Genomic DNA, 23,176 nt, shown 5'->3' with positions numbered 1-23,176 from the left:
TCCTGGTGGTTTGAGTTTGATTGGGAGAATTCAAATGAAACACGCAATCCACAGATTGCTGTCGGCAAATCTGACGACGCAGATTCTGATAGCACTGGCCGTCGGATCGGTTCTCGGTCTGGTACTGAACTACCTGGACATGCCGCTCCTGCAGGACAATCTGGTGAACGGGTTGTTCGCCATGATCGGGCAAATGTTCCTGAACGCCCTTCAGATGCTGGTCGTTCCACTGGTTGTCTTTTCTCTGCTCTGTGGCGTGGTCGGCATCGGCGATATCAAACTGCTGGGCCGCGTCGGCGGCCTGACCTTTGTCACCTATCTGGCAACGACGGCCCTTGCGGTGACCACGGCGCTTGTTTTTGCCAATATCATGGGTCCCGGTTCCGCGTTCCAAAGCATGCAGTTGGCGGATCAGAGCGTGTCCGTCGGCTCTGCTGACAGCCCCTGGCAGATCCTGGCCAACATTGTTCCCAAAAACCCCATTGAAGCTTTGGCCAACGGCGAAATGCTGCAGATCATCTTCTACGTTATCGTTGTTGGCATCGCGGTTCTGATGATCGGGAGCCGTGCCAAAGCCTTTGTCGAAGGCTGTGAGTTTATGAATGAACTGGCGATGAAAATCGTCGAGATCGTCATGGCCTTTGCGCCGATTGGCGTGTTCTGTCTGATCGCACGGACATTTGCGTTGGAGGGCTTTGAGTTGTTTGCCCCTGTGATTGGCTATCTGGCCACGATCAGCCTGACCCTGGTGTTCCATTTATGCGTCACGCTGATGGCGTTGCTCTATGTTTTCACCGGGCTAAACCCGCTGGCATTTTTGCGGAAAATGCGATCCGCGCAGGTCTTTGCATTCTCGACCTCCAGCTCGAACGCAACCATCCCGGCGAGCATGCAGTGCGTGACCCAGCGGGTGGGCGTGGACCGCTCTGTCGCCTCGTTTGGTGTTCCCTTGGGCGCGACAATCAACATGGATGGAACGGCGATCATGCATGGCGTCGCCACGGTCTTTCTGGCAAATGTGTATGGCATCGACCTTGGTCTCGGCGGGTATCTGACCGTCATCTCTATTTCGGTCCTGGCCTCGATCGGTACTGCTGGGGTTCCGGGTGTGGGCATGGTCATGCTTGCAATGGTTCTGAACCAGCTGGGCATGCCGCTGGACGGCATCGCGATCATTCTGGCGGTTGACCGGATTCTCGACATGATGCGCACCGTGGTCAACGTCACCGGTGACGCGGTTGTCACGACGATTGTGGCCGACAAGGTCGGCAAGCTGGATCGTGCCGTTTTCGATGATCCTGACGCAGGTATAAGCGATCTGGCGCATCTCGAAATCGACCACGACGCCGAACGCGCGTTTGCCGAACTGACCCACGCAAAACACACACCTTAAAAAGAGAGACCGGAGGCCTGCCGTGGCCCCCGGTCTTTTGATAAAACCGTTCCGGATCAGTTCGGGATCAGATCGGGTACAATCGTCACAATCGTAGGGAAGAACCACAGGATCGAAATCCCAACCACCTGAATGACCACAAACGGTATGATCCCTCGATATATGTGACCCGTGGTCACTTCTTTTGGTGCAACGCCACGCAGATAAAACAGCGCAAATCCAAACGGCGGCGTCAGGAACGAGGTTTGCAGGTTCACCGCCACCATAATCGTCACCCATTTCGGATCAAACGACCCGCCATAGATCACCGGGCCCACAATCGGGATCACGATGTAGATGATCTCGAGGAAATCCAGCACAAAGCCCAGGATAAACAGTACCAGCATCACAATCAGGAAGACCGTGAACTCGTTGTCAAAGCTCTTGAGGAATTGCTGGATATAGTGCTCGCCCCCGAAGGAGATCACGACGAGGTTCAGCAGCTGCGACCCGATGAGGATAGTAAAGACCATCGAGGTCACTTTGGCCGTCTCGCGCACAACAGGGGTCAACACGCCGCTTGCGAACAGAATCCAGCACCCATAGATCAGACCGAACAGGGCGTAGAGATAGGTTGCATAGGCAAGGATGAACGCAATCCAGGTCTCGGCCGTTACGTCACCCTGAGTGACGCGTAAGTCGAAATTGACACCCAATAGCAGACAGATGATGACCGCAAAGGTCGACCAGATAATCACTTTGCCCGATCTGCCCTGATCCTGCAGCTTTCGATAGGCCGCCAGCATGATGGCCCCGCCAGCGCCCAGCGCAGCGGCGGGTGTCGGGTTGGTGATACCACCCAGGATCGATCCCAGAACCGCGATGATCAGAACCAGAGGCGGGAAGACCACCCGGATCAGATCGTTTGTTGCGCAGCGCGCGGCTGCTTCTCGGCAGCCGTAAAGCGCCAGTAGGAAGGGAACGGCCAGATACACAACGGTCACGCCGGATGAGGTTGTCGGCGCGACAAACAGGACATCGACCAGCAGCACCAACAACAGACCAATCGCCCCGAGGATCAGCGGCTGCGGGGATCGTGACGGCGCGATACCGCGACCCAGGACCAGGGTCAGGCCCAACAGGACAACAATGACCGCAACGCCGTTCCCAATCGGTGCTGCGCCTGCAATCTTGGCCTCGCGTTCGGCTGCTATCTCCTCCTCGGACAGACGCTGCGCCTGAGACACACCGCCCGCCGCGTCAATCTCTTCCTGCTCGGCAACCGCCTGATCCCAGGCGGCTTGCCCGTGCAGGTCGATCATCGAAGCCTGGCATTCCTCGGACACATTGGTGCGCAAGGACGCGCCCTGCCCCACATCAGAGAACCCCGAAACAGAGACATTCTGACTGCCGATCACCCCGGCGCTGCCAAGTAGGACCGCGCCAACGATCAATGCGGCAGGCGCGCCAAGCAGCCAGATCAGACCCTCGGACCGGGTGATCGTTTCGCCGGACCCGCCAGACAATTCCACGGCTGGCGCTTTATCGGGATTGAGCAGAGCGTAACCAAATGCATAGAGCGCGTAGAGCAGCGCCAGCATGATCCCGGGCAGCAGAGCCGCCTGAAACAGCGTTCCCACGGACACAACCGCCGGTTCCCCCAGATACGTCAGCGCATCGGTACATCCGGCCGTCACCGCCCGGGTTTCCTGCGCCGTCGAATACAGATCGCCAGCCAGCGTTCCCAACAGAACGATCACAATCGACGGAGGGATGATCTGTCCCAGCGTGCCCGAGGCCGCAATCACACCCGTTGCCAGCTCCGGTGAATAATTGTTCCGCAACATGGTCGGAAGGGCCAGCAGACCCATGGTCACGACAGTTGCACCGACAATACCGGTCGAGGCGGCCAGAAAGGCACCCACAACCACAATCGACACCGCCAGACCGCCCGGCAGCGGGCCGAACACCCGCGCCATTGTGGTCAGCAGATCGTTTGCAATCTTCGACCGTTCCAGCGTGATACCCATCAGAACGAACATCAAAACCGCCAGCAGCGTCTCAATGGACTGCCCGGCCAGAACACGTTCGTTCATCCGGTTCACGATGAAGGACACGTTCCGATCCAGTGCGGTTTCCCAGCCTTGCACAAAGACCGGCTCACCGATCCTTGGCAAATCCGGGTATCGGAAGACGGATATGGTGTCGGGTTTGACGCCGGTTGCAACCAAATCGCGATACAGTTGCGAGCTTGTGTCGATCGCCTGATGGATCAGCAACCCAGCACTGTCCAGCGCGGCAATGATCCCGAACGAAATGACCCCGGCCCCACCGATGGCAAAGGCCACTGGAAAACCGGACAGGATGCCTCCGAAAAGGCAGAAAAATACGATAATGAGGCCTATCTCGACGCCATCAAGTCCGAATAGCATTGTCTTGGTCTCCGTCCTTAATGTGCGCCTTCAAAGGCTTCTTCACCGTCGCCAAGGCTGTCCTTGTCTAGGTATTTTCCGGCGCTTTCCGGACCTTCCACATATTCCAGATACGACCGCCACAGGAACGCGATCGCATGCAGGAACACCATGCCAGCAAAGAGCACCAGCAAGATTTTAAACAGGAAATATGCGTTGAAACCGTTCGGGCTGAACCCGATGGTTTCGACATTCCAGCGCAGCGCGCGCGACTTGGCAATCAGCCGATCCAGCGTGTCGCTGGCCGAGGGTTTCGGCACGATCAGATGCCGCCACATGAAGTACCAGCCATACATCCAGGTCAGCACCGCCATGGGCATCATGAACAGTACCGCACCCAGCATGTCGACGACACGTTTGGCCCGGTGACTGATCCCGGCATAAATGAGGTCAACGCGCACGTGACCGCCCTGCACAAACGTGTAAGTGCAGCAGAGGCAGACAACCATTGCGTTATAAAGCTTCAGCTCTTCTGCGTACCAGCTGATATCCTGATTGAACGGAATGCCCAGACCAAAGGACATGTCCGGCCGCGCAAATACGCGCTGCATGAACACAATCACGATCTGCTGGATCACCATCAACAGGCCCGCCCAGGCAAAGAACCGCCCGGTTGTGTTGGCAAAGCCCTCCAGCCCCCGCACCATGCCCCACATGAAATTCCGGTAATAGAGACCGATGGCGGACAGAACCAAAAACAAAGCGAAGATCACAAAGAAAAACTCGACGGACCCACCGTAATAGACAAAGCGCATGACCGCTTCGTTGTCCGACCAGTTCAGCCAGAGCTGCGGATGCGTGATGGCGTATCCGAAATTATAGAAGGCTTCGGCAATGTTCTGAACGAACCAGACCAGTCCGTTCCACAGGGCGCCGAAAAACGAGATACCGTTATCGTCCTGCATGTTGTCCCCAGGTCGCATCAGTTGCACTGCTGATTATAGCGGCTTGAAGCGACCGCGCATATACAACAGGAAAGGCTTCCCCGCGATTGCGGGGAAACCGTTTGATAGTTGAGGCAGCTGTTAGCCGCGAACCCGGTCGCGCTGAGCCGTGTAGGCACCCGACGACAGGTTCAGCCAGGCCGAGGACGACGCCATCGAGTCCATGGCGCTGTCGTGGATCTGCTTGAACAACTCGTCGCCCATGTTCTCGTCCAGCACTTCCTGGCTGGCCTGACCAAAGGCATCCCAAACGCTGTCCGGGAATTCCATGACCTTCACGCCACCCGACTGCAGACGCTGCAGGGCTGCACCGTTGTTGGCCAGGAATTGCGCCAGGTTCCACTGGTGCGCTTCGGCGGCGGCGATCTCGATGATCTTCTGCTGCGCCGGTGTCAGGCTGTCAAACACGTCGCGGTTGGTCGCCAGAGACAGACCCGCACCCGGCTCATGGAAACCGGCAGTGTAATAGGTCTTGGTGATTTCCTGGAAGCCGGCTTTTTCGTCGGCCCACGGGCCGATCCACTCGGTGCCGTCAATCGCGCCCGAGGACAGCGCCTGATAAACCTCTGAGCCCGGAATGTTCTGAACCGATGCGCCCAGCTTGCCCAGCGCCTGACCGCCCAGACCCGGCATACGGAACTTCAGACCCTGGAAGTCTTCCGGGCTGTTGATCTCCTTCGCGTACCAGCCACCCGCCTGTGCACCGGTGTTACCGGCCAGGAAAGATTTCAGGCCGAAGATCGAGCCCAGCTCGTCATGCAGCTCCATACCGCCATCATGGTAGTACCAGTTCACCAGTTCCTGCGCGGTCATGCCAAACGGAACGGCGGTGAAGAAGGCGTAGCCCGGATGCTGACCCACAAAGTAGTAGTCCGCTGCGTGGTACATGTCGGCCTGACCCGAAGATACGGCATCAAATACTTCGAACGCGCCAACCAGCTCGCCCGCAGCTTTGATCTCAACCGTCAGGCTGCCGTCGGACATTGCGTTGATGCTGTCGGCACTGCGCTGTGCTGCATCAAACACGCCCGCAAGACCGCGCCCCCACGAGGTGACCATGGTCAGCGTGCGCTGACCCTGCGCATAAGCCGGTGCTGCCAGAGCTGTTGCTGCAGCAGCCGAACCGCCCAGCGCGGATTTTTTTAGAAATGAACGACGATCCATATGAGTGTTCCTCCCCTTGGTAATTCTTGCCCGGACACTGTCCGGACCTGTCGCTTTCAGTGCGCGCCACACTACTGAAGAGGTCTCGAAAGGAAATACCTAGTACTGCGTAGAGCCCCGGGTTTCTGGCCCGTTTTTCAACAAAATATCGCGATATATGGCAGATTGAGACCCGATCTTCCGCATTCGGACCCGATAAAGCCCAATCTTTTTGCATTTACGGCCCAGCTTGCGTATCGATTCGACTATGGGTGGTTTCCGAAATCTGATCTCTCTGACGCTGGCGCAAAAGCTGTCGCTGGTGGCCGCAGTACCGCTAATCGTGGCGGTCGCCGCCATTGCGGTACTGGTCGCATATGAATCCCGCGCCACGGCCGAGCGCGAAATTCAGGCTTTGGAACGCCGTCTGATCGAGGCCAAGAAGGACGAGCTGCGCAATTACGTGACGCAGGCCCGCAACGGGTTTGCCTATATCTACGGACGTGCCGAGCCGGATGATGAGGTTGCCAAGACCCTCGTCACACAAATCCTGTCGGCCATGATTTACGGTCAGGACGGGTTCTTTTTTGTCTACGACTATGACGGCAACAATCTGGTCAGCCCGCGCCAGACCGAGTTCATCAATCGAAACTGGGTGGGTCTGACGGACAGCGACGGCACCCCGATTGTGGAAGAGTTCATTCGTCTCGCCCGGCAAGGGGCGGGCTGGCACAGCTTTATGTGGGAAAAGCCTTCGACCGGGGAAGAAGCGCAGATGATTGCCTATGTGGTCGGCTTGCAGGACTGGCGCTGGGTCGTCGGCACAGGTGTGTTCATCGACGACATCGTCGCCACTGTGGCCAACGCGCGCGCTGAGGTCGAAACGCGGGTTCAAAGAACCTTCCTGTATATCGGCGGCATTGTCCTGGCTGCCGTTCTGATCGTATTTGCGTCGGGGATGTTGCTGAACATACGTGAACGGCGGCTGGCAGATGCCAAACTCAAGGAACTGACCCAGCGCGTGTTTGACGCGCAGGAAGAAGAACGCGGCCGCGTCGCGCGCGAATTACATGACGGGATCAGCCAGATTCTGGTGGGGGTGCGCTATGCGCTGGACAATGCCCGCCGCCGCCTGATGCGCGGCGACGACGACGGCGCACGCGTACCGCTGGACAAGGGCATCGAGCATCTGGGCACCGCAATCACCGAAGTGCGGCGCATCAGCCGCGACCTGCGCCCGGGTGTTCTGGACGATCTGGGGCTGGGCCCCGCACTCAAGGCTCTGACAGACGATTTCCGCGACCGGACGGGGATCGAGACGGAATTCTCAACTGTCGTGTTCCGCAATAGGCTCGATCAGGACAGCAAGATCGCCCTCTACCGCATCGCGCAGGAAGCGCTCACCAATATCGAACGTCACGCCGGCGCGACCCGGGTTACAATCGATCTGCGTGGTCATACCAAGGGCGCGACCATGCGCATCACCGACAATGGCCAGGGATTACGCAGCGAAACCGGCAAGCCCAGTACCGGTATTGGTCTGCGCAACATGCAGGAACGGATCGAGCAGCTTGACGGATCGCTGCGCATTCTGTCATCACGTGGCCCGCGCGGCGGCACGGTGATCGAAGCCAGCCTGCCGCTGAGCCATTTGCTTCCCCCACAGGAAGACGCAACTCCGAACCGAAAGGCCGGCACATGAACGCCGAAACGATCCGAGTTCTTATCGTGGATGACCACCCGATGGTGGCCGAAGGTATTCAGTCCATCCTCGAAAGCTATGACGAAATCGAGGTGGTCGGAACGCTCAGCAACGGCCGGGACGCCGTTGAACAAAGCACGGAACTGATGCCGGATGTCATTCTGATGGACCTGAATATGCCCGGGATCGGCGGGCTCAGCGCCACAGAGATCATCCTCGAACGCCTGCCCGACACCCGCATCCTGATCCTGTCGATGCATGATAGCCCGGAGTATATCTCCACTGCCCTCAGCCACGGGGCCAAGGGGTATGTGCTCAAGGACGTGCCCACCGAAGAGATTAAGCAGGCCATAGACGCGGTCATGCGGGGTGAACAATATCTATGCACCGGGGCCAGCGGTTCGTTAAAACCGAAAGGGCTCAACGCCCGCGAGGCGCTGACCGGGCGTGAGCAGACCATCCTGCTGGAACTCGCTCAAGGTAAATCCAACAAGGAAGTTGCACAGGTGCTGGATATCTCGGTGCGCACGGTCGAAACGCACCGAAAGAACATCAAACGCAAGCTTGGTATTTCTTCCACCGCGGGTTTAACACGTTACGCGATGGAACACGGTGTGCTTCAGGGCACCGGTAGCGGTTTTTGAAACCTGATCTGACCGGTTTTGGTGACGTGCGCGTGCTTCGCCCGCTTCAAGGCGGTCATCGCAATTCTGTCTGGATGGTTGAAGTAAACGGAATCCGGCATGTCGCAAAATCCAGTCGTAGATCAGAAGCCTCAGTCGATTGGATGTCGCAATTGATGCGACAAGCCCGTGCATGTGGCATCAATACACCCCATCTCTTAGCTGCTGCCAACGGTGGCAAGGTTGTGAACGGCTGGACGCTTGAGACATTTGTTCCCGGCGCGCGTGCCCGCAAAGCGGATCTGTCCCGGGTTACGTCATGTATTGATCACTTGCACGCTACCACACGCCACTGGCCACAACGGCCGGAACAGGTTTCCCCTCGCGATTTGGCACATCTCGATCAGGGGGGCGATATAGACCTAAGGGTAATGCCTGACAGGATCGTTGATCTGTGCAGGCAAGCATGGTCGCTGATCCCCTGGGAACCTGAGGTCGCATTGCACGGCGACCTAACGGCAGCAAATGCGATTGTGACTCCGCAAGGAGTTTTGACGCTCATAGACTGGGATGAATCGAGGAAGGATGCGGCATCGTTCGAAGCGCCGAAAGGGGGGTCTAGCATATCGCAAAATGCCAGATTGGCGTGGGAGGTCGCTTGCTGCTGGACCATCGAACCCCAACGTGCCAAAGCTCTCGCCCAAAGACTGGATCAAATTGTGAATACTCAATCCAACAACTGATCCCGTCTGACACCTTCACGCTTGTAGTGGTGCGGCAAGACCCGGCCATAAAGCTGCCGGGTCCGCTCGATCCCGCCACACATCCCTTCGGCCTCGACAAAGGAAAAAATCCCCACATAGCGGCTGCGCGTCCCCCAAACCGGCGCCACGCGATGCAGGGAATACCGGCCCTTGAAGATCTGCAAATCGCCCGGCTGCAAGTCCAGCGTGCGAACCCGCGCCATATTGCCATCCAGAACCGAGGCGACGGCGTCAAAATTTTCGTCCTCTGAATTGCGCAGGTTCGGCACGTATTCAAACGCGCCGCCGGTCTGGCCGTTCTGAATGGCCAGCGTCACAGTGTAATTGTTGGTGTCGAAATGCCACGGAAAGCCCTGCCCCTCTTCCACCACGTTGATAATCACGTCGGCCAGGGGATCATCGTACCGAAAGAACCGGTCTACGGGCTCGTCAAGGGCCGCACGGATAAAGGGCAGGAAGCCATCAAACTCATAGATGCGCCGCAAGGGTCCCGACGCCGGAAAATTGTCTGCTGGCACAAAGGCATTGGATCGCTCATAAAACCGCCGGATCGGGTGCGCCGCGCCATAGCTGGGATCGTCTTGGGTGAAATAGGCATTGGTGCGGGTGAACGAACGATGCGCCTGCGCGGCAACCGCTTCCGCCTCGTGCAGCAGTACCTCAAGACCGGCGGAATGGACAAAGCCCGGCAGGACCGCGCAGCCGTCGCGATCCAGTTCACGCCGCAAATCACCGATCAACTGGTCATAGGCCACCGAGTCCGGGCAATCGATCGGATATCGCCCCAGATCCACCAGATCGTGCAACACACTGCGCCTCCTTATGTGGTTCCGTCCTGATCAGGGTTGCGCAAAAAAAGGGGGTAATCATGCCTGTTTCGGACATCGCTCTGACGCTTTTTGACACATTGGGGCCGATACTTTTCGGCATACCAACCGATGTCGTTCACAGAAATTTTGGTAATGCGACAATCTGCGCAACAAAGTGTCGCAAAAACATGCCTCTGAGATAGAAAATTGGTGCAATTGCCTGTTGACGCCCCCTGCGACCACCCATAAGGTCGCGATCAAGCTGAAAGGAGCCTCTGGCGATGAGAACGCTAGTCGTAATCGTAGGAACCAAGCGCATGGGCCGGTAACGGTAAACCATAATCGAACCCATGCGCCTCCGAAACTTCGGGGGCTTTTTTTATGCGAAACGCAAGACACATGTCGCGAACGGAGCAAAGCAGATGACACGTGAGATGACCGGCGCAAAAATGGTTGTTCAGGCCCTCAAGGATCAGGGCGTGGACACGGTATTCGGGTATCCCGGCGGCGCCGTCCTACCGATCTATGACGAGATCTTTCTGCAAAATGACATTCGTCACATTCTGGTGCGCCACGAACAGGGTGCGGTGCACGCCGCCGAAGGCTATGCCCGCGCGACCGGCAAGCCGGGCGTTGCGCTTGTGACCTCCGGTCCCGGTGCGACAAATGCCGTGACCGGCCTGACGGATGCGCTGATGGACTCGATCCCGATCGTGGTGCTGACCGGTCAGGTTCCGACCTTCATGATCGGCTCGGACGCGTTTCAGGAGGCCGATACGGTCGGGATCACCCGCCCGTGTACGAAACACAACTGGCTGGTCAAGGACACGAATTCGCTGCCTGCGACGATGCACGAGGCGTTCCATGTCGCCACCTCGGGCCGTCCGGGTCCGGTGCTGGTCGACATTCCCAAAGATGTTCAGTTTGCGACAGGCGACTACAGCGCCCCGAAACCGTCGAGCTCGCATTATCAACCGGTTCTGAAAGGCGATCTAGAGGAGATCACGGAACTGGTCGCGGCGATGGAAACGGCAAAGAAGCCCATATTCTATACTGGCGGCGGGGTCATCAACTCGGGGCCGGCAGCAAGCCAATTGTTGCGGGAACTGGTGGACGCAACCGGTTTTCCGATCACATCAACCCTGATGGGTCTGGGCGCCTATCCGGCATCGGGCAAGAACTGGCTGGGCATGCTGGGCATGCATGGCCTCTATGAAGCCAACATGGCGATGCACGACTGCGATCTGATGATCAATATCGGCGCGCGGTTCGATGACCGGATCACTGGCCGGATCGACGCCTTCTCGCCGAACTCGAAGAAGGCACATGTTGATATCGACCCCTCGTCGATCAACAAGGTGATCCGGGTGGACATCCCGATTGTGGGCGACGTTGCGCATGTTCTGGAAGACATCCTGAAAATCTGGAAAGCCCGCGGTCGCAAAACCGACGCCGCCAGTGTAAAGCAATGGCAGACCCAGATTGCCGACTGGCGCAAGATCAACTGCCTCGCCTACACCGCGAGCGAGAAGTCGATCAAGCCACAGCATGCGTTGGTGCGTCTGGAAGAGCTGACCAAAAAACACGACCGTTACATCACGACCGAGGTTGGTCAGCACCAAATGTGGGCGGCGCAATATCTTGGGTTCGAAGACCCCAACCGCTGGATGACCTCGGGCGGTCTCGGCACGATGGGTTATGGCTTCCCGGCCTCCATCGGCGTGCAGATGGCGCACCCGGACGCTCTGGTGATCAACGTCGCAGGCGAGGCCTCATGGCTGATGAACATGCAGGAGATGGGCACCGCCGTACAGTATCGCCTGCCCGTCAAACAGTTCATCCTGAACAACGAACGTCTGGGCATGGTCCGCCAGTGGCAGGAGTTGCTGCATGGCGAGCGGTATTCGCACTCGTGGTCCGAGGCTCTGCCCGATTTCGTTAAGCTGGCCGAGGCTTTTGGTGCCAAGGGCATACTGTGTTCCGATCCGGCCGATCTGGATGACGCAATCATGGAAATGATCAACCATGATGGTCCGGTGATCTTCGACTGTCTGGTTGAAAAGCACGAAAACTGCTTCCCGATGATCCCGTCGGGCAAGGCGCATAACGAGATGCTGCTGGGCGAATCTGAGACGCAGGGCGTGATCGATTCCAAAGGGTCGGTGCTTGTATGATATCGAAGGGTTCGATTGCAGCGGCATTGCTGGTCAGTGCCATGCTTGTTGCGGGGTGCGAAAGGCCGTTCCTGTTTTACCTCCCCCAAGACTCCCATTTGCCTGCCTACCAAGAAGTGAACACCGTCGAGAAGGCACGAACAGTGTACAGCGATACAACGTTGATCTCTAAGGTCTACCAGTATCTTGGAAGTGACGGAAATATGTACCAAGAGGTCCCGCCACCAAATGAACGGGGACAGGCCGAAGCCATCGCCAGTGCCGTGGAATACTTCAGCAGCGATGGTCGAGTGTTTCGGGCGACATCCGCTTCAACAGAAGTCATTCAAGGGACGTGGGATGTCAAAAAGTCCGGCCCGACATACCCGCAGTTGTGCACAACGTACCCGACCCGTCCAATATCGGCGACGTGCCGCAAACCCGACGACCTATTTCTCGTGCTGAGCGAAAGCCAGCTCTTCCGCGGCGACATCTCAGGGGTTGGTCAGGGTCGTTATCCGACCCGACTTCGCGGTGTGGAAGTAACCGCTTTCTGGAACGAAGTTGCCGACGAAATTGCCCCCGGCAACTCTGACTATTTCACTGAAAATGAGATACGGTAGCAACATGTCTGCACTACATATCAAAAAAGGCTCCACCCGCCATTCAGCTTACAACCTAAGGCCCACGTTTTCGGACGTGCAGGAACGGCACACGATTGCGGTTCTGGTCGAAAACGAACCCGGTGTTCTGGCCCGTGTGATCGGCCTGTTCTCGGGACGTGGCTACAACATCGAAAGCCTGACCGTCGCCGAGGTAGACCATACCGGCCATCTCAGCCGCATCACCATCGTCACAACCGGTACGCCTCAGGTGATCGAGCAGATCAAGGCGCAACTGGGTCGGATCGTCTCGGTCCGGGATGTACATGACCTCACCGTCGAAGGCCCCTCGGTCGAGCGGGAACTGGCGATCATCAAGGTTGTCAGTGAAGGTGACAAACGGGTCGAGGCATTGCGGCTGGCAGATATCTTCCGGGCCAACGTGGTCGACAGCACGCTGAACTCGTTCATCTTCGAGATCACCGGCGCACCCGACAAGATCGACGCATTTGCCGATCTGATGCGTCCTTTGGGACTGATCGAGATTGCCCGCACCGGCGTTGCCGCCCTGCTGCGCGGTGATTAATCGATAAATATACCCGCGCCCCGGATCAGATTTAGCTGATTGGCGCGCGGGCTGATTTCGCGACCTTCCTAAAGAAAACGTCCCATCGTAGTGTGCAGATCTGCGCACAAACGAGCAATATTGTTTAATTTTCGCTTAAAAGATCACGCTTTTTCCGATAAAGCCTATTGCGTTCGCCTATTTGTGGAGTAGCTTCGCCCGCGCGATGTGGGGATACATCGCCATGGGCCATCTTTACGATTGCTGACGCGCGTCCGCCTGCGGTCCGACGTTGTCGTATTTTTTGCCAAATAATAAATACTGAGGTTTGGGACAGCCATGACCGACGATATCCGCAGTCCGGCAGAGTTACGTGCTATGTTCGGCGCAAACCTGAGGCAATTGGCGCAACAATACCCAACTGTGTCCGGGCTGTGCCGCCAGCTTGGTATCAACCGAACCCAGTTCAACAGATATCTGGGCGGTGAGAGCTTTCCACGCCCCGATGTTTTGGACCGGATTTGCCGGTTTTTTGATACGGATGCGCGCATTCTTCTGAAACCGCTGGACGACATTGTATCCTCACCTCAGCCACAGGCGGTTTCGGGCCTGACAGATTTTTTTTGGTCCGATTTGGACACGTCGAGTAGCCAGACATTCCTACCCGGGTTTTATGCGGTCGAAGAAAGCAAGCCTGCCCAGACCACGACAGCGCGGCTGGGTTTGATCCATGCCCAGCAGCTTCCGCAATGCACACTCGTGCGCGCCTATGCGGCGCGCGCGGCAATGCCCTCTGCCGCACCTCCGGATCGCGAAATGCGGGGAATCGCGGCCAGCGTGGGGGACCAGTTCTGCATTCTGATGTCATGTAGGAACGGCCTGAACAGTCGGCTTTATCTGATTGTGCAGGGAGAGGAGTCCGGCACCGACCATTGGCAAGGGCGGATGATCGGACTGTCCGACCCCCTGCCAAAAGACCGCGATGCAACCCTGGTAACGTTTCGACATCTCGGGCAAGACGCCCAGGCGGTATTTGAAACAGCCCGAAAAACCGGCCGGGGCCTGGCTCGGGCCTGACGCTCCGCACATTGGGCCAGAGATTGCTCGGGCCAATCACCGGCCGTGTCTCTATACCGTATCGTGTTCCCCACCCTGCGTGATCTGACGATACAGGTGCCAGCTTGCATGTCCCAGTAACGGCAACACCACCAGAAGCCCCAGAAACCACGGGATCATCGAGACAAAGGTCAAAACCGCGATAAACGCGCCCCATCCCAGCATAAGCGGCAGGTTGGCTGCGACATAAGAGTAGCTTGTGATCATCGCCGTGACAAAATCCAGTTCACGGTCCAGCAACATCGGAATCGACAAGACCGTCAGCATGTACAGCAGAACCGCAAAAACGGCACCGACGGCTGTTCCAACCGCCAGCATGGTCAGACCGTTGGGTGTCAGAAACACCTCCAGCGAGGTCGACACGTTGGTCATCGTCGTCAAACCCATGAAGAGCGCAAAGATCATGTGGCCAAGAAAAAACCAGAACAGGAACATCACCACAATGATGGCGCAGATTGACGGCAACTGGCGGCGACTTTGCTGCAGCACCACGCCAAAAATCGCCCCGAAATCCAACGGTTCTCCCTTTTCCAGCCGGTTGGACACCTCGTACAACCCGACCGCAGCAAACGGCCCAATCAGGGGGAAGCCGATGGCCGCAAGCACCAGCCAGTATGTCGTGCCGGTCTGAACCGTAACCCAAGCCATGGCCCATCCAGCCAGGACGTAAAAGCCCGCAAACATCAGACCAAATTGCGGCGCCTGCCGAAAATCCACCCAGGCCTGTCCGAGCGCAGTGCGCAGCATCGCGGCATTGACCGGCCGCATCTGAGGAACACCAAAGGGTCTTTCCATAGTCTGTTTCTCCTCCGATTAACGCGTTAGGCCAGTGCCGGTCGCTTTTGCGGCCATTCCGTCGCGGCGTGATAGGCCGCCCCAAGCGACAACAGGCGTGCATCCGCGCCGCGCTGTCCGAACAGCTGAATTCCCATCGGCAAACCGTTGGCTCCAAACCCTGCAGGGGCCGCCAGACAGGGCAACCCGATCAGGCTGACCGGCAGGGTCACATGCATCCACCTATGATAGGTGTCCATGGCGCGACTCGCGATTTCCGTGGGGTATGGTGTTTCGATGTCGAAGGGCCAGACCTGCGCCGCAGGCAGAACCAGCGCGTCGTAGCTTTCGAACAGTTTCGCCGCCGCACGGAACCACTCGGACCGTGTCACACTGGCGTGGTGAACATCCATAGCACTCATGGCCAGTCCGCAGTCCAGTTCCCATTGTGCGGTGTCTTTCAAAGAGGCGCGCTGCTCCGTCAAAGGCTCCAACCCGGCCGCGACACCCCAGGACCTCAAGGCAATCCAGCTCTCCCAAATCTCTTCGGCATGAAAAGGCGGCGCCACAGCCTCCACATGGGCGCCAAGCTCTTCAAAAACCCGCAAGGCATCCTGACAGACGCTCAGAACCCCGTCTTCCATCGGAAAGGCACCGCCCCAATCTCCAAGCCAGCCGATCCGAACGCTGGCAAGATCGGCCGCCTCAACAGGCGAGACGGCGGTGCCAGGCCCGACCAGCGGCAAGCGCGGATCAGGACCGGATATCACATCCAGCAAAAGCCCCAGATCTTCGGGGCTGCGTGCCATGGGTCCAAGCGTGGAGAGCTGATGCAGAAACGCATCGCCCACCGGGTCAGGCGGCACTCGGCCCCATGACGGTCGGAACCCGTAAACATTGTTCCAAGCGGCGGGGTTGCGCAGGCTGCCCATCATGTCGGACCCATCAGCAAGAGCCACCATACCGGTTGCCAGGGCGACAGCCGCCCCACCGGACGACCCGCCGCAGGTTTTAGATGCCTCATAAGGGTTGCGCGTTGCCCCGTAGACGGGATTGAAGGTGTGAGAACCCAACCCAAACTCCGGCGTGTTGGTCTTACCGATCAGGATCGCCCCGGCCTCCCGCATACGCGCAGCGATCAGGTCATCGCGGTCCGGAACATGGTTGCGATAGATCGGCGAGCCCTGCGACGAAACGATGCCGGCCACGTTGACCAGATCCTTGACCGCAATCGGCAGGCCGTGAAGTGGCCCGCGGATAGGCCCGGCATCCATTGCCTGAGCCTCGGCCATCAAATCCGTCTCATCCCGCAGGGCGACAAGCGCGTTGACCTGACGGTTGATCTGATGGATGCGATCCAACGTCGCCCCCATCACATCCGAGGCCGAACACCGTCGGTTGCTCAGGTCGGCCAAAAGGTCGGTTGCTGATCTGCGTGTCAGATCCACTCGAATGCGTCCATCTGCTGTTCACACGCAGCCTAGCGACGGGTCGATGGCATTTAAACCCGTTGTTTAGATTTATCTTTTCAGAAATAGGCCATTGGAGCGAACCAGGGCGAACTGATCGTCATCCAACCTTGACATCAAAGCGCAAATTGCTGTCGCGGCCCAGCATGGATTTCAAACCGAAGACGATCACCACAAGGCTGAGCACCAACCACAATCCACCCCACAGGATCGTTGTCCCGCCAAAGTTTTCCGCCAGCATAAAGGCGTCTGACCGCAGATGGGAGCGGCGGATCGTGTCATCGAAAATGTCATAAGGCACATAAATCATGCTGGTCAGGCCAATGATCCGCAAAACCATGTCGCAGACCCCGCGCTGCAGGTATCGGGCCATAACCAACATCCCCAGCCCCACTGCGCCGCAGAACGCCATTGCAAAAGGCTCGCGGATGTAGAGCACAGTCACCAGCAGCATGACGGCACCAAATGCGCCCAGTACAGCCCTGTCCGCGTGGGACCGCAAGGCAACCGCCAGTAGCCCCAGACCCAAAAGGAGCGAACCCAGATATCCCGCACTGAGGATCAGAAACAAGTTTCCACCGCGCGTCACCGCATAGCCGCCCTGATGGATTGAAACCGAAATGCGCTCGACGGACCCGCCGGTTACAAGCGCCGCAAGGCCATGCGACAGCTCGTGCAGGAACACCACCAGGATTTTCAGCGGCAACACAACCGGCATCGACCAGAACACGCACCAGACCTGTGATCAGGATCAGCTGCCAGTGGCCTTTTACGAATGTCATGAACGCGGGGTCCGCACGCCGCGCATCATTCCTCGCCCTGAGCCTCGGAGCGGCTTTTGCCAGCGACGTTCAGCGCCAGCGTGGCGGCCATGAATTCGTCCAGATCGCCGTCCAACACGCCCTTGGTGTCTGAGGTTTCGTGATTGGTTCGCAGGTCCTTGACCATCTGGTAGGGCTGCAGGACATACGACCGGATCTGGTTGCCCCATCCTGCATCGCCCTTCGCCTCATGCGCCGCATTGATCTCGGCGTTGCGACGGTCCAGTTCCTGCTGGTACAGGCGTGATTTCAGGGCCTTCATGGCAATATCACGGTTCTGGTGCTGCGATTTCTCAGAACTCGTCACGACGATCCCGGTCGGGATATGCGTGATCCGAACGGCCGAGTCCGTGGTGTTCACGTGCTGACCACCCGCGCCCGAGGATCGATAGGTATCGATCCGAATATCCGACGGGTTTACGTCGATCTCGATATTGTCGTCCACCACAGGATAGACCCAGACAGAACTGAACGAGGTGTGCCGCTTGGCCGCCGAGTCAAAAGGCGAAATCCGTACCAGGCGATGCACGCCGCTTTCCGATTTCAACCACCCATAGGCATTGTGACCCGAAATCTTGTACGCGGCGGATTTGATCCCCGCCTCTTCGCCCGCCGTCTCTGACTGCAGTTCGACCGTGTAACCTTTCTTCTCGGCCCAGCGCACATACATCCGCGCCAGCATCGACGCCCAGTCGCAACTCTCAGTCCCACCTGCGCCTGAATTGATCTCGAGAAAGGTATCGTTGCCGTCAGCCTCGCCATCCAACAGCGCCTCAAGCTCTTTTTTCGCTGCTTTGGCCTGCAGTTTCCGGATGGCGTCTTCGGCGTCCTGAACGACCTCATCGTCCTCTTCCATCTCACCGAGTTCGATCAGTTCAACATTGTCGTTGAGGTCGGTTTTGATCGACTCGTAAGTCTCGATGGCATCGACCAGCATCTGACGGTCACGCATCAGTTTCTGCGCGTTCTCCGGGCTGTCCCAGAGGTTCGGGTCCTCGACGCGCGCGTTGAACTCCTCCAACCGGTGCGGCGCGGTCTCATAGTCCATGCGCTGCGCCAGCAGTTCTAGCGATTTTTCGATTTCCGCCACAGTGTTTTGGGTTTCGGCGCGCATGGTCAGGTCCCAACTTGCTCAATCAGGCCTGCGTGATAGCAAGAGGCGCAGGTCACCACAAGACAAGCGAGGCGCGATTGCAGGACGTACAACAAGAGTTTCTGAACCGATGGGACCTCACCTTGCTGAGTCTTGTTGCGGATACCGGTGCGGCGCGCGTCTGGACAGTCAGGCGTAGGGATGGCTCAACTGCGGCGCTGAAACTCTATCGGCGTGCGGATCGGGGCAACGAAGCCCCGGGATCTGCGCTTTTGGCGCGGTGGCAAGACAGAGGTGCCGTCACAGTCTTGGAAGAGGCCGACAATGCGATCCTCATGGAATGGCTGGATGGTCCATCGCTCGGCGATATCGCGCGGGAGGGTCGACCAGAATTTGCGCTGCGCACGTTGGCTCAGACGGCAAAGCGCCTTCATAACGACCGGATTGCTGACATGCGTGGCTTAAAGCCATTGGCCGACGTGTTTGCCCCGCTTTTTGAGCTCCGATTTGAGGCTACCTGCGCCAAACCCCTGAGGCGGGACATGGCGCGCGCAACGGATATCGCTCGTAAGCTCTTGGAAACACAGGAGACGGTTGTGCCGCTGCATGGCGATCTGCATCCCGACAACGTCATTCTGACAGAAGCCGGGCCACGGGTCATTGACGCCAAGGGATACATTGGTGATCCGGCCTTTGAACTGGCCAACGCGTTGCGCCACCCCAAAGGCATGCCCGACCTCGTACGTCAGACAAGCCAGATCGACACGTGCCTGACACTTTACGCCAACGCCTTGGAGGTATCGCGCGCGCGGCTGGCCAAATGGGCCGCCGCAAAATGCGCCTTGTCGATTTTCTGGCGGTCGAACGGGCGGATCACCCAAGACAAAGAGGCCGATCTGTTGACGCTGTTTTTACAGGCCGGCGATCAGTAAAGGCCACCTGTCGTAACATCGCCCTGCGTGGCTTTCGGCCCCACGATAACGGTCTGCCCGGTTGAGGTTTGTACCTGAACGCCCGCTCGCTGCACCTCTTCAAACAGCGGCAGGTCAGAACCGATGGCGAATCCGCCGTCATAGACGCGGTCAATAAATCCATCGACACCATCGCGGAAGTATTCGGCCACCACGTAGTCTCCGGTGGCGTCCGCTGGCAGACGCGCGCCGCTGAAGCGGTCGATCTTGATGAACTGGCCGCCCGGGGGCACCTCAAACGGACCGCCGCCGTATTTCTCAACCGCTTTTTCCATGAAGCTCTGGAAGACAGGCCCGCACATTGTGCCGCCATATCCGCCCCGCCCCATCGGGCGCGGTCGGTCATACCCGATGTAACAGCCCGCGACGATATTAGACGTGAAGCCGATGAACCACGCATCCTTGTTGTCGTTTGTCGTGCCGGTCTTGCCGGCGGTCGGCACTGGCAGGTTCACGCGGCTGGACGCGGTACCGCGGTCCACGACACCTTTCATCATCGAGGTCAGCTGATAGGCGGTGATCGCGTCCATAACCTGATCGCGATCTGTCACAATCTGCGGCGATTCATCCGGTTCCAGCCAGCTGGAATTGCAATCCAGGCACTGCCGGTCGTCGTGGCGGTAAATGGTCTTGCCGAACCGGTCCTGAATGCGGTCGACCAGCGTTGGTTCGACCCGCTCGCCGCCATTCGCAAACATCGCGTAGGCCGCGACCATTTTGTAGAGTGTGGTTTCTTCGGCCCCCAACGAGTTCGCCAGAAACGCGCCCATCCGGTCGTAGACACCAAAGCGTTCCGCATACCCCGCGACGACCGGCATGGTGATTTCCTGAGCCAATCGGATCGTCATCAGGTTCCGGGACTGTTCGATCCCGGTGCGCAGTGGCGTAGGTCCGTAAAACTTGTTGGTCGAGTTCTTGGGGCGCCACAGGCCCTGAGGCGTGTTCACCTCAATCGGGGCGTCGACGACGATCGTCGCCGGGCTGTAACCACTGTCCAGCGCGGCGGCGTACACAAAGGGCTTAAAACTGGAGCCCGGCTGGCGCTGTGCCTGCGTGGCACGGTTGAACACGGTGTCCTGATAAGAGAACCCGCCCTGCATCGCCAAAACACGACCCGAGTTCACGTCCATCGCCACAAATGCGCCCTGCACTTCGGGAACCTGACGCGCGGACCACTGGCCCTCTTCCCCGGCCATGACAAGGATGACGTCGCCGCGTTTGAAATTGGCGGCAAAGTCGCCCTTCATCCATTTGATGTCGGACCTCGGGATTGTTCCATCGGCCGGCCCGTTCTCGATCCCCACGGTCAGTTGTTGATCCGCGACATCCAGAACAACGGCCGGATACCATTGCGTTGGCAGCACCACATCGCGTGGGATCTCCATCAGGGCCAGCGCCTCGCGCCATTGGGTTTCATCCGCCAGCTTTTCTTCGGCAATCGCCTCACCTGTACCGCGCCATTGACCGCGCGACAGATCGTATTTCTGCAGCGCCTCGCGTAGAGCACGCGCAGCCTCGACCTGCATTTCCTCATCGACCGAGGCCCGCACGGTGAAACCACCGGTAAAGAACTCCCCCTCGCCAAAATCCACGCTCAGCTGGCGACGGATTTCGTCTGTGAAATAGTCGCGCGGCGGCAGTGCGGTGCGGAAACTTTCAAAGTCGCCGTTCTGGACCGAGCGCAGGAGCATCTCGACCTCAGTCTCGAAAGTCGCCTGATCGATGTAACCGTTCTGGCGCATCTCGCGCAGCACGTAGTTGCGGCGGTCCAGCAGGCGTTCCTTTTGCCGAACGGGGTGATAATCCGAAGGCGCCTTGGGCATTGCAGCCAGCATGGCCGCCTCATGCGGGGCCAGTTCCTGCAATGTCTTGTTGAAATAGGTCTGCGCGGCGGCGGTCACTCCATAGGAATTCTGGCCCAGAAAGATCTCGTTCATGTAGAGTTCGAGAATCTGTTCCTTATCCAGCGTATCCTCAAGCCGTGTGGCGAGGATGATTTCCTTGATCTTGCGTTCGGCCCGGCGGTCGCCCGACAGCAGGAAGTTCTTCATCACCTGCTGGGTGATGGTGGACGCGCCGCGTACGGTTTCGCCCTTGGTTCTAACGGCCTCGACACCGGCGGCGATGATTCCGCGCGGGTCATAGCCCTGATGGGTGTAGAAATTCTTGTCTTCCGCCGAGATGAACGCCTGTTTCACAAGGTCCGGGATTTCCTCGGACGGGGTAAACAACCTGCGTTCCTGTGCGAACTCGTCGATCAACTGGCCTTTGCCCGAATAGATGCGGCTGATCGTAGGCGGTTTGTATTGCGCCAGCGCCTCGTGGCTGGGCAGGTCGCGCCCGTACATCCAGAACACCGCGCCAACAACCAGCGCGGCCATGAAGATACCCAAGGTAACAAGGCTGAAAATAGCCCCGAAAATCGAAAGAATGAACCGGATCACGTTACTGCCTTTTGCTCGCGGTGCCGCCTATATAGTGTCGCGCCATCGCAGGGTCAAAACACGATAGCGCATTCTAGCCGTTTTGCGCCGTCAGGTCACTGTCCAATCAGCGACTGCCGAACCAGATCCTGCTGGCGCCACGCTTCCAGACCCCGGTACAGCCCCAGCGCCATTTTGGCGCGCCATTCAGGATCTTTGATGTTTTTCAAGTCCCGTGGGCTGGATAGAAACCCAAGTTCCACCAGCACGGATGGCACATCTGCAGCCTTGAGCACTGAAAAAGAGGCCGTGCGCAGCGGTTTCCTGTTCATCGGCCCGCCCTGCTGCGCCATTCCGTTGGCCAGCGCCTGTGCCAGCGCGGTGGTGCGCGGTTTGGTTTCCTGCCGTGCCATATCCAGCAGGACGTCGGTCACCTGATCATCGGTGCCATTCAGATCAATTCCCGATATCAGATCGCCACGGTCATGCCGTTCGGCCAGTTTCAGGCTGGCCACGTCCGAGGCCTCTTCGGAGAGCGTGTAAACCGCCGCCCCGTGTGCTTGACCTTCGGACAGCGAATCTGCATGCAGCGAAATGAAGACGTCTGCCCCCGCCTGATGCGCCAAGGCGATGCGGCGTTCCAGCGAAACGAAATCATCCTCGACACGGGTCAGCATCACTTCATATCCGCCCGAGCGCAAAAGCAATTCACGCAGTTCCCGCGCAAATGTCAGCATCATGGTCTTTTCATTGATACCGCCGACCTCGGCCCCGGGATCGATACCGCCATGCCCCGGATCCAGCATCACGCGCAGCGGTGCATTGCCGTTGCGCGGAGAGACGTAGGTCGTGTCTGCGGGTTCAGGCAAATCCCAACCCGGGTTGCGTGGTTTGCCGGCACTGGCGTTGAACGCGTCAAAGTCGGTGCCTTTCAGGTTCAGGGACAGAACTGCCGCGCCGGTGGCAACATCCACCCGCATGTCCGCCATCTCGACGGCCATCGGGGCCCCCAGTTCCAACACAAGCCGCGACCAGCCCGGAACGTAGGCCTCAAACTGAACACCGCTGATGCGCTCGGATTGCAGGAACTTCTGACGGTCCAGACCCGTCCAGTCGACTTCCTGAAAGTCCAGCACCATACGGTAAGGGTCCCGCAGCGTGAATATGCGGTACGGAACGCCTTGGCTGAGGCCAATGTCGACCCGAACGCCCGACCGTCCGGCGTCCACGATCCGGCTCTGGTCCGGCTGAACGCGCGCCAGAGCGCTGAAATCCTGCGCAACGGCACCACTCGCCAGCGCGCAGATCAGCGCTATGCAATAGAAAATCCTGCTCATGGCCTCAAGTTTTCCCGAGATCGT

The 23,176-nt window shown here is 58.4% G+C and carries 19 protein-coding genes; 9 read left to right on the top strand and 10 right to left on the bottom strand.

Annotated elements, in window-relative coordinates; all coding sequences use genetic code 11:
* The first annotated feature begins 34 nt into the window (after positions 1-34).
* Positions 35-1,393 carry a dicarboxylate/amino acid:cation symporter gene (locus ACR3ES_RS11985; protein ID WP_170432565.1) on the top strand — a complete coding sequence of 453 codons (1,359 nt, stop codon included), beginning with the start codon at positions 35-37 and terminating at the stop codon, positions 1,391-1,393.
* Between the two features lie 56 nt (positions 1,394-1,449).
* On the opposite strand, the gene ACR3ES_RS11980 is transcribed toward ACR3ES_RS11985, so the two are convergent.
* The 3 genes from ACR3ES_RS11980 to ACR3ES_RS11970 all read right to left on the bottom strand — a co-directional run bounded on the left by ACR3ES_RS11980 (position 1,450) and on the right by ACR3ES_RS11970 (position 5,951).
* On the bottom strand, positions 1,450-3,804 hold the full coding sequence (locus tag ACR3ES_RS11980; RefSeq protein ID WP_170432568.1) for a TRAP transporter large permease subunit: 2,355 nt from the start codon (positions 3,802-3,804) through the stop codon (positions 1,450-1,452).
* Between the two features lie 17 nt (positions 3,805-3,821).
* Positions 3,822-4,748, bottom strand: coding sequence for a TRAP transporter small permease subunit (locus tag ACR3ES_RS11975; protein ID WP_170433122.1), 927 nt, complete (start codon positions 4,746-4,748; stop codon positions 3,822-3,824).
* Positions 4,749-4,868: 120 nt separating this feature from the next.
* Entirely contained in the window at positions 4,869-5,951 is a 1,083-nt protein-coding gene (locus ACR3ES_RS11970; protein WP_170432572.1) for a TRAP transporter substrate-binding protein DctP, read from the bottom strand.
* A 247-nt stretch (positions 5,952-6,198) separates the two neighbouring features.
* On the opposite strand from ACR3ES_RS11970, the gene ACR3ES_RS11965 reads away from it, so the two are divergent.
* Genes ACR3ES_RS11965 through ACR3ES_RS11955 form a run of 3 tightly spaced genes read left to right on the top strand, consistent with a single transcriptional unit; the run spans position 6,199 to position 8,998 of the window.
* On the top strand, positions 6,199-7,632 hold the full coding sequence (locus ACR3ES_RS11965; RefSeq protein ID WP_170432575.1) for a cache domain-containing protein: 1,434 nt from the start codon (positions 6,199-6,201) through the stop codon (positions 7,630-7,632).
* Positions 7,629-8,276 (top strand): response regulator transcription factor, encoded by a 648-nt coding sequence (locus ACR3ES_RS11960; RefSeq protein ID WP_170432578.1) that lies wholly within the window; start codon positions 7,629-7,631, stop codon positions 8,274-8,276. Before ACR3ES_RS11965 ends, ACR3ES_RS11960 begins: the two co-directional genes overlap by 4 nt.
* 26 nt (positions 8,277-8,302) lie before the next feature.
* A complete protein-coding gene (locus ACR3ES_RS11955; protein WP_480425575.1) occupies positions 8,303-8,998 on the top strand; it encodes a phosphotransferase in 696 nt (231 codons plus the stop codon).
* Here the strand turns inward: ACR3ES_RS11955 and ACR3ES_RS11950 are convergent.
* Positions 8,983-9,828 (bottom strand): HalD/BesD family halogenase, encoded by an 846-nt coding sequence (locus tag ACR3ES_RS11950; RefSeq protein ID WP_170432583.1) that lies wholly within the window; start codon positions 9,826-9,828, stop codon positions 8,983-8,985. The genes ACR3ES_RS11955 and ACR3ES_RS11950 overlap by 16 nt on opposite strands.
* Before the next feature lie 422 nt (positions 9,829-10,250).
* Here ACR3ES_RS11950 and ACR3ES_RS11945 point away from each other — a divergent pair, with 422 nt between their 5' ends.
* The 4 genes from ACR3ES_RS11945 (at position 10,251) to ACR3ES_RS11930 (ending at position 14,225) form a co-directional block, all read left to right on the top strand.
* Entirely contained in the window at positions 10,251-12,002 is a 1,752-nt protein-coding gene (locus ACR3ES_RS11945; RefSeq protein ID WP_170432586.1) for an acetolactate synthase 3 large subunit, read from the top strand.
* On the top strand, positions 11,999-12,604 hold the full coding sequence (locus ACR3ES_RS11940) for a hypothetical protein (protein ID WP_170432590.1): 606 nt from the start codon (positions 11,999-12,001) through the stop codon (positions 12,602-12,604). Before ACR3ES_RS11945 ends, ACR3ES_RS11940 begins: the two co-directional genes overlap by 4 nt.
* 4 nt (positions 12,605-12,608) lie before the next feature.
* Complete coding sequence (gene ilvN, locus ACR3ES_RS11935; protein ID WP_170432610.1) at positions 12,609-13,169, top strand: acetolactate synthase small subunit; 561 nt, start codon at positions 12,609-12,611, stop codon at positions 13,167-13,169.
* A gap of 318 nt (positions 13,170-13,487) precedes the next feature.
* Complete coding sequence (locus ACR3ES_RS11930) at positions 13,488-14,225, top strand: helix-turn-helix domain-containing protein (protein ID WP_170432613.1); 738 nt, start codon at positions 13,488-13,490, stop codon at positions 14,223-14,225.
* Between the two features lie 51 nt (positions 14,226-14,276).
* Here ACR3ES_RS11930 and ACR3ES_RS11925 read toward each other — a convergent pair whose 3' ends face one another.
* The 4 genes from ACR3ES_RS11925 to prfB form a co-directional block, all read right to left on the bottom strand.
* Positions 14,277-15,059, bottom strand: a complete 783-nt coding sequence (locus tag ACR3ES_RS11925) for a DUF2189 domain-containing protein (RefSeq protein WP_170432616.1) — start codon at positions 15,057-15,059, stop codon at positions 14,277-14,279.
* A 26-nt stretch (positions 15,060-15,085) separates the two neighbouring features.
* On the bottom strand, positions 15,086-16,486 hold the full coding sequence (locus tag ACR3ES_RS11920) for an amidase (RefSeq protein WP_170432619.1): 1,401 nt from the start codon (positions 16,484-16,486) through the stop codon (positions 15,086-15,088).
* Between the two features lie 121 nt (positions 16,487-16,607).
* Positions 16,608-17,237, bottom strand: a complete 630-nt coding sequence (locus ACR3ES_RS11915) for a M50 family metallopeptidase (protein WP_480425389.1) — start codon at positions 17,235-17,237, stop codon at positions 16,608-16,610.
* A 77-nt stretch (positions 17,238-17,314) separates the two neighbouring features.
* The gene (prfB, locus tag ACR3ES_RS11910) at positions 17,315-18,442 is read right to left on the bottom strand and encodes a peptide chain release factor 2 (protein WP_170432622.1); all 1,128 of its coding nucleotides are present in this window, start codon (positions 18,440-18,442) and stop codon (positions 17,315-17,317) included.
* A gap of 77 nt (positions 18,443-18,519) precedes the next feature.
* On the opposite strand from prfB, the gene ACR3ES_RS11905 reads away from it, so the two are divergent.
* Positions 18,520-19,353 carry an aminoglycoside phosphotransferase family protein gene (locus tag ACR3ES_RS11905; protein ID WP_170432626.1) on the top strand — a complete coding sequence of 278 codons (834 nt, stop codon included), beginning with the start codon at positions 18,520-18,522 and terminating at the stop codon, positions 19,351-19,353.
* Here ACR3ES_RS11905 and ACR3ES_RS11900 read toward each other — a convergent pair.
* Together ACR3ES_RS11900 and ACR3ES_RS11895 are read right to left on the bottom strand one after the other, a co-directional pair.
* Positions 19,347-21,836: a penicillin-binding protein 1A gene (locus ACR3ES_RS11900; protein ID WP_480425388.1), complete on the bottom strand. Its 2,490-nt coding sequence runs from the start codon at positions 21,834-21,836 to the stop codon at positions 19,347-19,349. The two genes, ACR3ES_RS11905 and ACR3ES_RS11900, sit on opposite strands and share 7 nt — an antisense overlap.
* A gap of 95 nt (positions 21,837-21,931) precedes the next feature.
* The gene (locus ACR3ES_RS11895) at positions 21,932-23,152 is read right to left on the bottom strand and encodes an N-acetylmuramoyl-L-alanine amidase (RefSeq protein WP_170432633.1); all 1,221 of its coding nucleotides are present in this window, start codon (positions 23,150-23,152) and stop codon (positions 21,932-21,934) included.
* Between the last annotated feature and the right edge of the window lie 24 nt (positions 23,153-23,176).

Source organism: Ruegeria sp. B1, assembly GCF_056535885.1.
This window is presented reverse-complemented; position numbering and strand designations above follow the sequence as displayed.

Bases quoted from the DNA above. Each gene is read 5' to 3' on its own strand.
- ACR3ES_RS11940 (WP_170432590.1), top strand. From the start codon at position 11,999: ATGATATCGAAGGGTTCGATTGCAGCGGCATTGCTGGTCAGTGCCATG.
- ACR3ES_RS11980 (WP_170432568.1), bottom strand. From the start codon at position 3,804: ATGCTATTCGGACTTGATGGCGTCGAGATAGGCCTCATTATCGTATTT.
- ilvN (WP_170432610.1), top strand. From the start codon at position 12,609: ATGTCTGCACTACATATCAAAAAAGGCTCCACCCGCCATTCAGCTTAC.
- ACR3ES_RS11930 (WP_170432613.1), top strand. From the start codon at position 13,488: ATGACCGACGATATCCGCAGTCCGGCAGAGTTACGTGCTATGTTCGGC.
- ACR3ES_RS11985 (WP_170432565.1), top strand. From the start codon at position 35: ATGAAACACGCAATCCACAGATTGCTGTCGGCAAATCTGACGACGCAG.
- ACR3ES_RS11960 (WP_170432578.1), top strand. From the start codon at position 7,629: ATGAACGCCGAAACGATCCGAGTTCTTATCGTGGATGACCACCCGATG.
- prfB (WP_170432622.1), bottom strand. From the start codon at position 18,442: ATGCGCGCCGAAACCCAAAACACTGTGGCGGAAATCGAAAAATCGCTA.
- ACR3ES_RS11945 (WP_170432586.1), top strand. From the start codon at position 10,251: ATGACACGTGAGATGACCGGCGCAAAAATGGTTGTTCAGGCCCTCAAG.
- ACR3ES_RS11965 (WP_170432575.1), top strand. From the start codon at position 6,199: ATGGGTGGTTTCCGAAATCTGATCTCTCTGACGCTGGCGCAAAAGCTG.
- ACR3ES_RS11975 (WP_170433122.1), bottom strand. From the start codon at position 4,748: ATGCAGGACGATAACGGTATCTCGTTTTTCGGCGCCCTGTGGAACGGA.
- ACR3ES_RS11970 (WP_170432572.1), bottom strand. From the start codon at position 5,951: ATGGATCGTCGTTCATTTCTAAAAAAATCCGCGCTGGGCGGTTCGGCT.
- ACR3ES_RS11925 (WP_170432616.1), bottom strand. From the start codon at position 15,059: ATGGAAAGACCCTTTGGTGTTCCTCAGATGCGGCCGGTCAATGCCGCG.
- ACR3ES_RS11895 (WP_170432633.1), bottom strand. From the start codon at position 23,152: ATGAGCAGGATTTTCTATTGCATAGCGCTGATCTGCGCGCTGGCGAGT.